Origin of the sequence: Dysosmobacter acutus (assembly GCF_018919205.1) — a bacterium.
GTDB classification, from domain to species: domain Bacteria; phylum Bacillota; class Clostridia; order Oscillospirales; family Oscillospiraceae; genus Oscillibacter; species Oscillibacter acutus.
The window spans coordinates 867,317-880,578 of the sequence record NZ_JAHLQN010000001.1 but is presented as its reverse complement, the minus strand read 5'-3'; the positions used below and the strand labels follow the sequence as shown (position 1 = coordinate 880,578).

Genomic DNA, 13,262 nt, shown 5'->3' with positions numbered 1-13,262 from the left:
AAATTGGCAGCGTAGCTACAGAGTTCCTCTTGGGCGATTCGTCGTTTTGATCCCGCAGACAAGCCTTCAAGATTTGCTCCACATAAAACAAAGAAATGATATTCAGAATCACTCCCGTTTCCGAATCGCTCTTTTCATGGATGCCTCATCAAGTCCTCTTCGCCCAACTGGCCAAGGATTCTACATCCTGGCTGCCATTCAGCAGCTTCCCGTTTTGGATGACAGCGCCGGGGCAGACCGATTGCAGGTCGCGGTCCGTATGGCCCAGCCCGCTGCCTCCGCTGGTGGCGAACAAGGCGATTTTCTTGCCGGAGAAGTCACCGGCCTCCAAGAAGGTCTTGATGATGCTGGGAGCGGTGTACCACCAGATGGGAAAACCGAGAAAAATGGTGTCGTACCATGTGAGGTCGGGCAGCTCGCCGGCCAGAGCGGGCCGGGCGGTAGGATCATTCATCTCCACGCTGGAACGGCTCTTCTTGTTGGTCCAGTCCAAATCCGCGTCCGTATAGGGGACGGCGGGAAGAATCTCATAGAGGTCGGCATCCGCCGCCTCTGCAAGTGCGTTTGCCGCCCTTGCGGTGACACCGCTGGCGGAGAAGTATGCGACTAATATGTTGGACATACAAATCTCTCCTGTGAAAGTCTGTTTTTATTTGATCCGGTACCGGATGAAAACCGCGCCGGAGTCGTAAGTCTTTGCCTCAATCAGTTTCAGGGGCGTCGGCTCGCTGGGGCCTTCGCCCTCCCGATGGAAGACAGGCGGGAAGGATGCCCGGCCGTCAATGCCGGCTCCGCTCAATACGATGACCTCGTCCAGCAGTCCCGCATCCAAGAACGCCGTATTGATCGCCGGGCCGCCTACAACACCCATCCGCTCGATCCCAAAGGTTTCTTTTAATACATCAGAGGCCGCGGCCAAGTCGATTTTGGCATCGCCTGCCACGATGTAGGAGATGTTCTTCTCGTCGAGATAGCTTAAATACTCCTGGCTGACCTGCTGGGAGGTGATCAGGATATGGGGCTGGGCATATTGACTGTCGTGTTTCCAAAGCAGAGTGCCTTTGGTGTCCACAACGATGGTGTAGCCGCTGCTGCTGTCGGTTTTCTTGGAAACAACATCTTTTCCCAGGGGCGCGCTGTTCCGAGGCGCAAAAGCACCAGGCTCCGCCAATTCCAGCTGGGCGGTCCTTTTTCCGCTGACCGCTGACTGCAGGCCCAGCTTATCTAACAGAGGGTAATAGTCCTCCACACCAGCAAGGCGGCCCACCATGTCGCAGTCGATCCGCCCATCCACGGAGGTCATCATGTAGCAAATGGTGTATGGTCTGTTCATGTTGATATCCCGTCCTTATCGTTTCGTTTGGAGAGACCATGATCCCCGCTGCGGTCCCGCGCCAGGAAGGGTAGGGCCGCAGCGGGATCAAGGTTAGAATATTTGGTTACAGCCCCAGACCGTTCACCCAGCTCTCCACAGAAGACTGGGAGGCACTGCCGCTGAACCGCTGGCCGGAGAGCCAGTTTGCATCATCGGCCAAGCTGTGGAGGTTGGTGGCGCTGGAACCGATGCCGCTGCTGGCGGAGGTACAGAACGGAACGATGGTTTTGCCGCTGAGATCATAGCTCTCCAGGAAGGTAGAGATGATCCGGGGAGCCTCCCCCCACCAGATGGGATAGCCCAGGAAGATGACATCATAGTCCTCCATATTGCTCATACTTCCGGAAATGGCGGGGCGGGCGGACGGGTCATTCATCTCAATGCTGGTGCGGCTGGAGGAATTGCCGTAATTCAGGTCGGCGGAGGTATAGGGCTCCTGGGGGACGATCTCATAGAGGTCAGCATCCAAGATGGTTTCCAAATGCTGGGCAATGTTCTCCGTGTTTCCGGTGGCGGAGAAGTAGGCCACCAGCACTTTTCCAGTCTCGGCGGGTTCCTCCGGCGTGACATCGGGCTGTTCGGGAGTCTCCTGGGTATCGCGGGTCAGATAGCGGTGGAGCATCACGGCCACCTGGGCCCGGGTGGCGCTGGCGGTAGGGGTGAAGCGGCCGTCGGTCATACCGGTGACGATGCCGTTTGCAACCGCCCAGTTGACGGCGGCGGTGGCATAGGAGTGGATGCTGGTACTATCGGTGAAGCTGGCAGAGGCGGATACTTCCTCGCTGCCGTCATAGCGCCACAATATGGTGGCAATCTGCTCCCGGGTCACCGGGTCGCCCGCCCCAAACAGGCCGTTGCCGTAGCCGGAGACGATGCCATTGGCCGAAGCCCAGGCCGCCGCATCGGCGTAGTAGGCCCCTGCGGGGACATCGGTGAAAGTTGCGCCGCCGCTGACAGCAGGGCTGCCCGCCGCCCGGTAGAGGACAGTTGCCAGCATGGCCCGGCTCATGGTGGTGCCAGGGTCGAAGGTAGTGGCGGAGGTGCCGTTCATCACGCCGTTGTCCCGGCAGTAGACGGCGGCTTCGGCGTACCAATCGTTGGCGGCCACATCGGAAAAACCGGTATCCTCCACCGCAGCAAAGGCGGGGACGGCAAGGGACAGGGACAACACCGCGCAGAGCAGGACAGATAGCATTCGTTTCAGGTTTCTCATGTTCATTCTCCTTATTTTTAAGATTTCATGTATTGAGACTGGCGTTTGTTCCAGGCGCTCATGAGTTATTTGCCGAAGTAGGCTTGGATCTCCTGCATCAGCTGGACCTGCTTCACTTGGAAGGGACAGCGACGGTCACAGTGGCTACAGGAGATGCAGTCGCCCGCTGTTTTCTCCAGTTTGCCGTAGTGACCGGCAGCCAACGCATCCCCGGCCCGGGCCAGGTCGTAGTATTTATTGATAAGGCCAATATCCAGACCGGCCGGACAGGGCTGGCAGTGATTGCAGTAGACACAGGTGCCGACGGTGTCCGTAGGAGTAAAGCTCCCCAAGACCGCATAATCCCGCTTCTCGGACGATGCGTTCAGGAACCCCAGGATTCGCTGCAGGTCGGCCCGGTCCCGCACGCCGGGAAGTACCGTCAGCACACCGGGCTTGTCCAGCGCGTACTGGATGCACTGGTATTCCGTCAGGGCTTTGCCGAAGGGAGAGGTCTTTGCATCCAGCAGCTGTCCGCCGCTGAACGCCTTCATCACAGAGATCCCCACGCCCTCCGCCTCGCAGCGGCGGTAAAGGGCCATCCGTTCGTCCGGCTGGCCGATGGCATATTCGCCGTGGCGGTAATCATAGCCAGGGTTGATGCTGAACATCAGCAGGTCGATGGCCCCCAGATCCAGTACCCGGTGGGCCAGCCTGGGTGTGTGGGAACTGAGACCGATATACCGCACCGTTCCCTCAGCCTGCAATTTCTGAATGTAGTCCAAAACGCCGCTGTCCAGCACTCGGTCCAGATCGGCTTCCTCGTCAATGCAGTGGAGAAATCCAAAGTCGATATAGTCAGTTTTCAGGGCGGAGAGCTGCCAGTCAATGGATTTTTTAATGGTGTCCAGTTTGGTGGTCCAGCCGTACTGGCCGGTGTGGTAGTCGGCGCCAAAGTGGATCTGAAAGTAGGCCTTGTCCCGGCAGCCTTTCATGGCCTCGCCATAAACCGGAAATGGAGCGGCATCCGCCGAAGCCATGTCAAAGAAATTGACCCCGTTCTCCAGCGCCATCTCCACCGTGGCGCGGATATCCTTTTCCCCGGCCATGCCGATGGAACTGGTGCCAAGGCCAAGAATGCTGATCTGCTCCCCGCCGTGGGGCAGTTTGCGATAGTCCATATTGGTTCCTCCTTGTCAAATCGTCTGAATGGTCGCCCATGTTTTACTTCGATACCGCAGGGCAAAGGCCACCGACCGGGCCAGCCAGTCCAGCCCCATAGCCAGCCACACCCCCAGCACCCCCAGGTGCAAAGCCACACCCAGCAGCATGGCGGAGCCCAGCCGGAATACCACCATGGAGCAGACTCCCACCTCCATGGTAAAGCGGGCGTCTCCCGCCGCCCGGAGGCTGTTGGGCAGGTTGAAGGAGGTGGGATGGAGCAGGAGGGCCAGCACATTGTGCAGCACGATCAGCACGGCGGCCAGCCGCAGTGTCTCCGGCTCCAGCTGGTAGAGAGGCAGAATGACCGGCAGAAGGGCGCAGACCAGCGTGCCCAGAACGGCCAGAGAAATGTAGGACACCTTCATCAACTGTCTTGTGTATTGCTCCGCCTGTTCATGCTCCCCCGCGCCCATGCAGCGGCCCACCACGGAGATCACGGCGATATTCACCGCGCCCACCACCATGACGGCGATCTGGCTGATGCTGTTGGCCACGCCGTTGGCGGCGATCTGGACGGTGCCGAAATGGGACACGATGCTGACCACCAGCACTTTCCCCAGGGCGAACAGGCCGTTTTCCACACCGCTGGGCACCGCGATGGACAGAATGCGCCCTACGGTGTCCCGGTCCCAGCTGAGGATGCTGGACCAGCACAGGCTAATCTCCTTTCCGGGCCGAAAGGCCAGCGATGTCATTACCAGCGCGGCCATAGCCCGGGAGACCAGGGTGGGCACCGCCACCCCCAGCACGCCGGCCTTCCAAATATAGACCCCGAGCAGGTCCCCCACGATGTTAACGGCATTCATCAGTAGGGACACATACATCGTCACCGTGGTGCGGCCCATCACCCGGTACAGGGCGGAGGCGGCGTCATAGATCCCCAGAAAGGGGAAGGAGCAAGCAGTCACCAGAAAGTAGGCCCGGGCGGCGCTCACCACATCCGGCTCCACCACGCCGAAAAACAGGTGTAGGATGGCTGTACGCAAGGTTAAACACAGGAACATGATGGCAGTGGAGAAGATGGCGGATGCCGCCATCAGCTGTCCGGCGGAAAAGGCCGCCCGGTCCCTTTGGCCGCTGCCGAAATACTGGGCGCAGATCACTGAGCCGCCGGTGGTGAGGGCTGCCATAACGGTGATGATCAGGTAGTTGACCATGTCCACCAGAGCCACGCCGGACACGGCGGCCTCCCCGGCGGTGGATACCACCACCGTATCCACCATGCCCACCAGGACCACCAAGGTCTGCTCAATGACCAGCGGGATCAGTAAATGTTTCAGGTCTTGCTTGGAATACATCAAGTTTGTTCCGCCTCCTAAATGCTTTGGGGATACGTTCCGACAGGCTGTGCTGCGGGAAATACTCGTTTTACAAGGAACTGCGCGCAAAGGCCGGTGAACAGGCCGGTACAGCAGCCGGAAACCAACAGGAATGGAAAGTAGATGAAAATTCCGCTGGTGCCTGTTACAGCAAAGGCGGCCAAGATCTGCCCCACATTGTGAAGTACAGCGCCGAGCACACTGGCGGCCCACAGCATTTGCGCTGGGATCACATGGCGGAGTGGGATCATGCCGCACAGGCAGAGCAGCCCTCCGGATAAACTATACAGCAGCGCCATGAGATTTCCTCCGAATATCGCTCCCAGAATGATTCGCGTGAGTACCAATAGCAGCACATCTCCTGGCCGGTAGCGGTAGACTGCATAGACGGTCACGATATTAGCAAGTCCCAGCTTAACGCCGGGAATGGGGATGGGATTGGGAATACGCAGCTCCACCATAAATATCGTAAGCGCAATGGTGGCCAGAAGCGCAGGTTCCGCTAATTTTTTTGTTCTCATTCCTCTTCACCTCTTAGCCGGTAGCCCCGTCTGTTGCTCTGTTCTGATACTGGATCACCAGCCTGTGGGGCAGGCAGACGATGGGTAGCCCGTTTTTTGTGAGAACACCCATATTAACACAGGTTTGATCGGGGCAATCCGCATACGCCATGTAGATGGTCCCATTTTCGATCTGGATGCGGTTGATGCCATCAACGTTGTCCAGCTCAATGGTTTGGTCATCCGCATGGGACAGGTCTATGGTATACAATGTCACACCATCCTGAATGATCTCCACCCATTCGCCTTTGGGCGTGTGTGTGATCCAGATACAGCCAATGATCCCGACGGCTAAAATGACGGCGCACAGGACTCCCAATACGACACTCTTTTTCATGGCTCCACAATTTCCGCAGCCATGTCCGTATTTGCGGCAAAGCGGTCCGCCAGGCCGGATGTCAGATAGATTTGCCACTCCTCGGTCACAAAGACCGCCTCAAACGCCCGGCTGGCGCGCCAGTAGTCCAGCCCATCCTCCAGGCCCATAACAAAGAGGACCGTGGAGAGGGCGTCGCACAGGGCGCCCCTGGAGGCGACCACGGTGACGGAGGCCAAGCCCGACCGGGCAGGGCATCCGGTCTTTGGGTCGAGAATGTGCCAGTAGACCCGGCCATCCTCGCCGTAGAAGTAATTCTGATAGCCTCCGGAGGTCACAGCCGCCTCGTCCCGCAGGGACAGGACTCCCAGATTTCCCTCCGAAAAGGGATCGCGGACCCCCACCCGCCAGGATGTCCCATCCGGTTTCCCCCCGACGACCTGGACATTGCCGCCCAGACTGATCAGGGCCGAACGGATCCCGCGCTGGCGCAGTAGTTCCGCCACCCGGTCGCCGGTGTAGCCCTTGGTCACCGCCCCCAGGTCCAGGGCCATCCCCGCTGGGAGGGTCACAGCGCCGTCCGAAATTAGGACGTTCTCATGGTCCACCAGGGGGAGCAGCTCATCCAGCTGTTCCTGGGCAGGCACTTGCCGCTCCCCGGTGGTAAAGCCCCAGGCGGTCAGCACCGGATAGATGGTGGGGTCCAGAGCGCCGTCAGTCTGCTTTGCCATATCCAGCGCGAAGGTCAGCAGGGATTCCGTGTCTGCGCTGATCTCCACCGGCTGCCCGCCGCTGTGGTTGACGGCGTAGAGCTCGCTGTTCTCATCTGTCACGGACAGCCGGGCTTCCAGTTGATGCACCAGCGCTTCCGCCTGCTCCAGGGTCTCCCCAGCGTCCGCTCCGGTGGCCTCCATGGTGACGTAAGTGTTCATGGCGAAGAAATTCCGCTCTGCAGGTTCCGCCGGTGATGCAGTCTGCGCGGAGCAGGCACAGCAGAGCAGCGAGAGAATATAGGTACAACATAATGCAGCCAAGTATTTCACGTTCTGTATGTACCTCCATTCTCTTTTGATCTGCCTCTATTGTAAATGCCTGCCTGTAAAATGTAAAATGCCTATATTGGATTAAAAACTATGCTTAGATTGTATGAAAATAAGGGCGCGGAAAGCCAATGATGAAACTGGCTTTCCGCACCCTTGCTCAAAGGAGGACGATTTCAGCGCTCGAAGGTGATGTCGACCCGGCTGGGCAGATCAGGGAAGATCCTCAGATCAGAGGTAACCCGGCCAATGGGATAGACCTCCATGGTCAGGTTGGGTCGGTCGGTCTGGGCGTAGAAGATGGCGGCGGTGTTGTTGGCGGGACAGTAGGTGATGTCGCCGTTGTCAAAGCGGTACTGCCCTTCCTCCACTGGCGTGATGGCGATGTCGATGCCACCGTAGACCTCCCGGCCGCCGTAATTGCTCATGGTGATGGTCTGGGGCAGCTGGGCCAGGAACTCCGCCGCCATGGGGCTGTCGTACAAGATGCTCTCCAGGCTTTGGCCCTCCACCGTGATGCGGATGGCGGTCTCCTCTGCGGGCGTCGTGCTATTCAGCCCCAGTTCATCCAGCCAGGATTCCACCGCTTCCCGTGCCTCCGGCGCCTCAGTCGCCGCCAGAACAAGGCCGTCCCGCGGGGTGCTGCCGGCGGCCAGCTCCGCCACGTTGGAAAAGCTCCTGCCCGCCCCGTAGCCATCGTGGGTACAGAAAGGGATCACCGTTTTGCCGGAAAAGTCGTAAGAGGTCAGGAAAGTCCGCACCGCCTGGGGCAGCGTCGTGGCCCAAACCGGATAGCCGATGAAAACTGTATCGTACTGGTCCATGTTTTCCACCGTATCCGAGATCTCCCGACTGCTCTCGCTGTGGTTGGTGTCCACCACCGCCTGAAAATCAGCGGGGTACGGCTCCGCCGCCACGATGGGGTGGAGGTCGCCGCCTGCGGCTTCTTGGATCATCCGTGCCACATAGGCGGTGGTACCCACCGCACTGTCTCCATCTACCACCACGCTGGCAGAGGTATTGGCGTCGGTGTCCTCATCCCAAGGTGCGTTCTCCCAGAGGGAGAAATAGGCAATCAGGATTTTCTGCTGGTCATGATAAACGGTCGTATCCGCCGTCTGCGGTGGAAGCTGGACCGTATCCTGGGGCGTAGATAGGGGTGCCTCCGGTGTTTGAACAGGCTCCGTCTCGTTTCCGCAGGCAGACAGAAACCAAAGCATCGCTGTGGCCAAGACCCCGCAAGCGGCCCGGCGCATAATTTTTTTCATCAAGGAATCCTCCTATCTTGGATGCTGGTCATAGTTTATCTGACAACCAAAGAAATGTAAAATACCTATATTGGATAATTTACTATGCCTATTTCGTATAGAAATATTATTTGACCACTTGACAGCGGGGACGATCCCTTGGATAATAAAACTGAAATTTCTGAAGGGATAGGAGGTAAGACCCCATGGATCTCAGGCTGTTGGAATACTTTTTAGCGGTGGCCCGGGCGGGCAACATCACCAAGGCGGCGGAGCAACTCCACGTCACCCAGCCTACCATCAGCCGCCAGCTGATGGACCTGGAGGAGGTGATGGGAACTCCCCTGCTCTGCCGGGGCAAGCGGCAGGTGACATTGACCGATGCCGGGGTGCTGTTCCAGCAGCGGGCGGAGGAGATCGTAACGCTGATGGAAAAAACCCAGCAGGACCTGGCGGACCAGAACGATCTGGTGGGCGGCACGGTGGCCGTTGGCTGCGTGGAATCCAGCGCCTCCAGGATGCTGCCAGAGGTGCTGAAGAACTTCGCCGCCCAGCATCCCAGGGTCCAGTACCAGCTGTACAGCGCCGACGGGGACGACATCCGGGAGAAGCTGGACCGGGGGGAGCTGGACTTCGGCATCCTGCTGGAGCCCATCGAGGCCGCCAAGTACGACTACCTCCGCCTGCCCTACTGGGAGACCTGGGGGCTCCTTATGCGCAGCGATGATCCCCTGGCCGAAAAGGCGGCGATGACGGTGGAGGACATCCTGCCTCTGCCCCTGATCCTGCCCCGGCGGGAGATCGTGCAGGACAACATCGCAGGGTGGTTCGGCGTGGAGCGCAGCCAGCTGCACATCTTTGCCGGCCACAATCTCATCAACAACGGCGCACTGCTGGTGGAGGCCGGGCTGGGCTATGCCTTCTGCGTAGGCGGGTGCTTTGCGATCCGGCAGACGGAGGGATTGAAGTTCGTCCCCCTCACGCCGGAGCGGACCACCGGCCATGTGCTGGCCTGGAAGAAAAACCGGGTGTTCCACCCTGCCGCCCACCACTTCCGGGAGTTTATAGAGCAAGAAAAAGCCTGTGTCGATCCGCAAATTCAATCAAACTTATCGTGAGGCGAGATCAAATGAAAAAAGTCAGAATCACAGTCCTCAAAACCACCTTCGATGAGGAGTTGTCACGGGAATATGGCGCGTCGGGCCTGACTGCCTGCCCTATGCTGAAAGAGGGCCAGACATTTTACGCTGATTATGCCAAACCAGAGGGGTTTTGCGATGAGGCGTGGAAAGCGATCTACCAGTATGTTTTCGCGCTGGCCCACGGCGCGGGGAATGATGTGTTTTATTATGACGATTGGATCCGGATTCCCGGCGTTGCCATTTGCAGCTGCAATGACGGGCTGCGCCCTGTCATCTTCAAATTGGAATCGACCGAAACGGAGTCCGCTCTGGACTATATGCCTGTGCGGTAAACTACTCATCATACAGAATAGGCATGGTAAATAATCCAACATAGGTATTAGACTGATTGCCGCAATCGTTTTACAATGAAATCAGGAGTAAAAGGCTGCCGGCCGGAGAAAAACGCTCCGACCGGCAGCCTTTTCGATTTCAGACAGGAGGAAGTTTTATGAGTTATATGATGTACGCCCCTACCCGCGTTTTGTTCGGGGCGGGCCAGCTGAACCATCTTCATGAGCATGCCATGCCCGGCCGCAAGGCCCTGCTGGTCATCTCCAGCGGGAAGTCCGTCCGGGAGAACGGGGCGCTGGAGCGCACCCAGAGCGAGCTGTCCGCCGCCGGGGTCCAGTCTGTGCTCTTCGATCAGGTGCAGGCCAATCCCCTGAAGTCCACCATCATGGCCGGGGCGGAGGCGGCCCGGAACAACGACTGTGACTTTGTGGTGGCCCTGGGGGGCGGCAGTGTGATGGACGCCGCCAAGATCATCGCCATGATGGCCCCCAACGAAGGCGATTTGTGGGACTTTGTCAGCGGCGGCACCGGAAAGGGGCAGATCCCGCCCAACGCGCCCCTTCCGGTGGTCTGCATTACCACCACCGCCGGAACCGGCAGCGAGGTGGACCAGTGGGGGGTGGTGAACAACGAGGAGACCCGGGAGAAGATCGGCTGCGGCGGCCTGGATAGCCTGTTCCCCGTGCTGGCTGTGGTGGACCCGGAGCTGATGGCCTCTGTGCCGCCCCGGTACACCGCCTATCAAGGCTTTGATGCCCTGTTCCACTCCACCGAGGTCTATGTGGGCAAAATGGCCAACCTGATGAGCGACATGGTGGCTCTCACCGCCATAGAAAACGTGGGCCGCTATCTGGAGCGGGCGGTAAAGGACGGCGGAGACCTGGAGGCCCGGCAACACATGGCCTTTGCCAACACCATGTCCGGCTACTCCATGGTCACCGGCTGCTGCACCAGCGAGCACTCTCTGGAACACGCCATGAGCGCCTACCATCCCCAGCTGCCCCACGGGGCGGGCCTCATCATGATCTCCCTGGCCTATTACCAGCATTTTGTGGACGCTGGCTGCTGCCCGTACCGGTTTGTCCGCATGGCCCGGGCCCTGGGCATGGAGGAAGCGAAAAAGCCCCAGGACTTCATCACCGCTCTGAAACTACTCCAGGAGAAGTGCGGTGTGGCCGGCCTGAAGATGTCCGACTACGGCTTCACCCCGGAGGAGTTCGCCGGCATCGCCCAAAACGCCCAGGAGACCATGGGCGGGCTGTTTTTCGCCGATCCCTGTGACCTGCCCCAGGACGACTGCGTCAAAATTTTGGAGAAGTCCTACCGCTGAGGAGGTGCCGCCTGTGTCTGAGAGATATCTCATTGTGTTCTACTCCTGGTCCGGCTGTACCCGCCGTCTGGCGCAGATGATCGCAGAGGAGACCCACGGGGAGCTGTATGAGCTCCAGCCAGAGATCCCCTATCCCCAGGATTATGATGCCACGGTGCGGCAGGCAAAGGCGGAGATCGCCGCCGGCGTCCGCCCGGCGCTGAAGCCAATGGGCATCGACCTTTCCCAATACGGCAGGGTCTATGTGGGGTCCCCCAACTGGTGTTCCACCATCGCGCCGCCGGTGGCCTCCTTCCTCTACCAAACCATGCCCACGGAAAAGTTCATCCTCCCCTTCTGCACCCATGGCGGCGGGGGCGCGGCCAGAATGACAGTCGATCTGTCCGCCTACTGCATGGGCTGTGACGTGCTGCCCATGCTGGCCGTCTATGACCGGCAGGTGCCCCAGTGTCATGAAACCGTTCATGGCTGGATCTTGCGGACCGGACACCTGATGGCGCTGGGGGAGCTGTCCCCAAAGGAGGAGCTGCTGTGATGTCCAAAGTCTTTGTACGCCGCGGGGTAGATATCCTGATGACCGCCGCGCTGCTGGGCCTGATGGCCTACATGCTCACCGGGCAGGCGCTCCATGAGTGGCTGGGTGCCGTGGAACTGGTCCTCTTCCTCCTCCACCATGTCCTCAACGGCGGATGGCTTCGGCACATCCATACCGGACGATACACGCCCTTCCGGGTTTTGCAGACCGCCCTGGCGGCGCTGCTCCTGGCCTGTATGCTGGGGGCTATGGCCAGCGGCATGGTGATGAGCCGGTATGTGTTCGACTTTCTGCCCATTCAGGGCGGGATGGTCCTGGCCCGGGAGGTCCATATGGTCTGCGGCTATTGGGGTTTCATCCTCCTGTCCGCCCACCTGGGGCTGCACTGGGGCATGGTGCTGGGCCTTGTGAGAAAGCGCGCCGGGATCACCGGCCGCTCCCCGGTCCGCACCGCTATTCTGCGGCTGCTGGCGGCGGGGATCGCCGGGTATGGGATCTTTGCCTTTTGCAAGCATCAAATGGCGAACTATCTGTTCCTCCGCAGCACCTTTGTCTTTTTCGATTTTGAACAGCCCCCTGCGGCGTTCTTTTCAGAACACCTGGCCATGATGGGGCTGTGGACGGCCCTGGGCCACTACCTAAGCCGCGCCGCCCTGGCGTGGACCAAAGGCTCCGTTTCCGGGGCAGAGAGAATGGAGGCATAACATGAAGAGAGCAATGTCATTTTTCCTCAGTGCGCTGCTGATCCTCTCATTGGCAGCTTGCGGCGGACAGGCTGGGACCCAATCAGATGATCCCACGGACTACTCCATGATCGACCTTCCGGAAAACAGTTTAACGGCAGATGGCGCCGACTCTCCGGATGAGGTATCCCCAAGCGGTGATCCCGCCGATCAGACACCCACAAGCCACCCCTCTGACGGATCTTTGGAGCAGCCTGTGCCGCCGGAGAATACGGAGCAAGGCAGCTCTCAAGAGCAGCCTCCGGTATTGGAGCAGAATCATACGGTGCCGTCCGGTCAAACGCCGACAGTTTCTGTGCCGGAACAGCCCGCGCCGGAGCAGTCTGCGCCAGCGGATGATTCGCCCAAGGTGCTGATCGCCTACTTTACTTGGGCGGAAAACACCGTAGTGGACGATCCCAGCGCCGTGGATGTTGACGCTTCCACCTCTGCCAGTGTAGTGGCCCCTGGAAATGCCGCAAGACTGGCCGCCTGGATTCAACAGGAGGTGGGCGGCGACCTCCACTCCATTGTGGTCACCGACCTCTATTCCAGTGACTACGACGAGTGCCTGGATAGGGCCGCGGATGAAAAGGCGGAGAACGCCCGGCCGGCCCTCTCCACCCATGTGAGCAATTTTGCTGATTACGACGTTGTGTTCCTGGGTTTCCCCAACTGGTGGTACACCCTGCCCATGCCGGTCCTCAGTTTCGTGGAGGAATATGACTGGTCCGGCAAGACGGTGGTCCCCTTCGTCACCCACGGCACCGGCGGGCTGGCCTCCACCATCCGGGACCTGACCGCCGCGCTGCCCAAGGATACCACGGTTCTGAAGGAGATCAGCGTATCCCGGGAGAATGTGTCCTCTGCCCAGTCCGCTGTTCGGGACTGGATCGGCGGGCTGGAATTTTAAGTGGAAAGGAAGTT

The 13,262-nt window shown here is 59.4% G+C and carries 15 protein-coding genes; 6 read left to right on the top strand and 9 right to left on the bottom strand.

The window, feature by feature from the left end; genetic code table 11:
- Positions 1 to 148: 148 nt before the first annotated feature.
- The 9 genes from KQI82_RS04195 to KQI82_RS04155 form a co-directional block, all read right to left on the bottom strand.
- Positions 149 to 622 (bottom strand): flavodoxin, encoded by a 474-nt coding sequence (locus tag KQI82_RS04195; protein ID WP_216559105.1) that lies wholly within the window; start codon positions 620 to 622, stop codon positions 149 to 151.
- 27 nt (positions 623 to 649) lie between these two features.
- Positions 650 to 1,333, bottom strand: coding sequence for a dihydrofolate reductase family protein (locus KQI82_RS04190; RefSeq protein ID WP_216559102.1), 684 nt, complete (start codon positions 1,331 to 1,333; stop codon positions 650 to 652).
- Positions 1,334 to 1,439: 106 nt separating this feature from the next.
- The gene (locus KQI82_RS15870; protein WP_216559099.1) at positions 1,440 to 2,588 is read right to left on the bottom strand and encodes a flavodoxin; all 1,149 of its coding nucleotides are present in this window, start codon (positions 2,586 to 2,588) and stop codon (positions 1,440 to 1,442) included.
- 65 nt (positions 2,589 to 2,653) lie between these two features.
- Positions 2,654 to 3,748, bottom strand: coding sequence for an aldo/keto reductase (locus KQI82_RS04180; RefSeq protein WP_216559096.1), 1,095 nt, complete (start codon positions 3,746 to 3,748; stop codon positions 2,654 to 2,656).
- A 15-nt stretch (positions 3,749 to 3,763) separates the two neighbouring features.
- Complete coding sequence (locus tag KQI82_RS04175; protein ID WP_216559093.1) at positions 3,764 to 5,089, bottom strand: MATE family efflux transporter; 1,326 nt, start codon at positions 5,087 to 5,089, stop codon at positions 3,764 to 3,766.
- A gap of 17 nt (positions 5,090 to 5,106) precedes the next feature.
- The gene (locus KQI82_RS04170) at positions 5,107 to 5,631 is read right to left on the bottom strand and encodes a Gx transporter family protein (protein WP_216559090.1); all 525 of its coding nucleotides are present in this window, start codon (positions 5,629 to 5,631) and stop codon (positions 5,107 to 5,109) included.
- Positions 5,632 to 5,644: 13 nt separating this feature from the next.
- Entirely contained in the window at positions 5,645 to 6,007 is a 363-nt protein-coding gene (locus KQI82_RS04165) for a NusG domain II-containing protein (protein WP_216559087.1), read from the bottom strand.
- On the bottom strand, positions 6,004 to 6,918 hold the full coding sequence (locus KQI82_RS04160) for an FAD:protein FMN transferase (RefSeq protein WP_216559084.1): 915 nt from the start codon (positions 6,916 to 6,918) through the stop codon (positions 6,004 to 6,006). Before KQI82_RS04160 ends, KQI82_RS04165 begins: the two co-directional genes overlap by 4 nt.
- A gap of 284 nt (positions 6,919 to 7,202) precedes the next feature.
- A complete protein-coding gene (locus tag KQI82_RS04155) occupies positions 7,203 to 8,294 on the bottom strand; it encodes a flavodoxin (RefSeq protein WP_216559081.1) in 1,092 nt (363 codons plus the stop codon).
- A 185-nt stretch (positions 8,295 to 8,479) separates the two neighbouring features.
- On the opposite strand from KQI82_RS04155, the gene KQI82_RS04150 reads away from it, so the two are divergent.
- The 6 genes from KQI82_RS04150 to KQI82_RS04125 all read left to right on the top strand — a co-directional run bounded on the left by KQI82_RS04150 (position 8,480) and on the right by KQI82_RS04125 (position 13,248).
- Complete coding sequence (locus KQI82_RS04150; protein ID WP_216559078.1) at positions 8,480 to 9,391, top strand: LysR family transcriptional regulator; 912 nt, start codon at positions 8,480 to 8,482, stop codon at positions 9,389 to 9,391.
- Positions 9,392 to 9,402: 11 nt separating this feature from the next.
- Positions 9,403 to 9,747, top strand: coding sequence for a TIGR04076 family protein (locus tag KQI82_RS04145; RefSeq protein WP_216559075.1), 345 nt, complete (start codon positions 9,403 to 9,405; stop codon positions 9,745 to 9,747).
- 158 nt (positions 9,748 to 9,905) lie between these two features.
- Positions 9,906 to 11,078, top strand: coding sequence for an iron-containing alcohol dehydrogenase (locus KQI82_RS04140; protein ID WP_216559072.1), 1,173 nt, complete (start codon positions 9,906 to 9,908; stop codon positions 11,076 to 11,078).
- Positions 11,079 to 11,091: 13 nt separating this feature from the next.
- Positions 11,092 to 11,613: a flavodoxin gene (locus KQI82_RS04135; RefSeq protein WP_216559069.1), complete on the top strand. Its 522-nt coding sequence runs from the start codon at positions 11,092 to 11,094 to the stop codon at positions 11,611 to 11,613.
- On the top strand, positions 11,613 to 12,317 hold the full coding sequence (locus tag KQI82_RS04130) for a DUF4405 domain-containing protein (RefSeq protein WP_216559066.1): 705 nt from the start codon (positions 11,613 to 11,615) through the stop codon (positions 12,315 to 12,317). Before KQI82_RS04135 ends, KQI82_RS04130 begins: the two co-directional genes overlap by 1 nt.
- Position 12,318: 1 nt before the next feature.
- Positions 12,319 to 13,248, top strand: coding sequence for a flavodoxin (locus KQI82_RS04125; RefSeq protein WP_216559063.1), 930 nt, complete (start codon positions 12,319 to 12,321; stop codon positions 13,246 to 13,248).
- The last annotated feature ends 14 nt before the right edge of the window (positions 13,249 to 13,262 follow it).